Below are 487 nucleotides of genomic sequence, written 5' to 3'. Positions count from 1 at the left end.
TACGTTGTTTTCTTTTTTGGTATCTAAAATATAAACCACATCGCCGTTTACATCTTCTAAATAGCCTTTATCACCTACTTGCCCACCGCCTTCAGCATAAAATGGTGTTAAATTGAATACTAATTGATACATATCACCTTCTTTTTTTGAGGTTACTTTTCTGTATCGTGTTATTTTTACGTTGGCTTCTAAAGCATCATAGCCAATAAACTCTTGGTCGGCATCATTAATTAAAACCGTCCAATCATCTGTACTCATTTCACTTGCCGCACGCGATCTGTCTTTTTGTTTTTGAAGTTCTTTATTAAAACCAGCTTCATCTAACTTATAGCCGTTTTCACCTAAAATTAACGATGTTAAATCTATTGGAAAACCATAAGTATCATATAATTCGAAAGCCTTTTCACCTGAAACCGTATGGCCTTTTGTTTCTTCAACAATTCTATTTAAAAGAATTAAACCTTGCTCTAAAGTTCTTAAAAACGAT

General features: G+C 33.1%; 1 protein-coding gene. It reads right to left on the bottom strand.

Annotated elements, in window-relative coordinates; genetic code table 11:
- On the bottom strand, nt 1-487 hold a 487-nt coding region (locus tag FUA24_RS07665; protein WP_246146985.1), incomplete at both ends, for an alanine--tRNA ligase-related protein.

The organism is Seonamhaeicola marinus (assembly GCF_008085455.1).
This window is presented reverse-complemented; position numbering and strand designations above follow the sequence as displayed.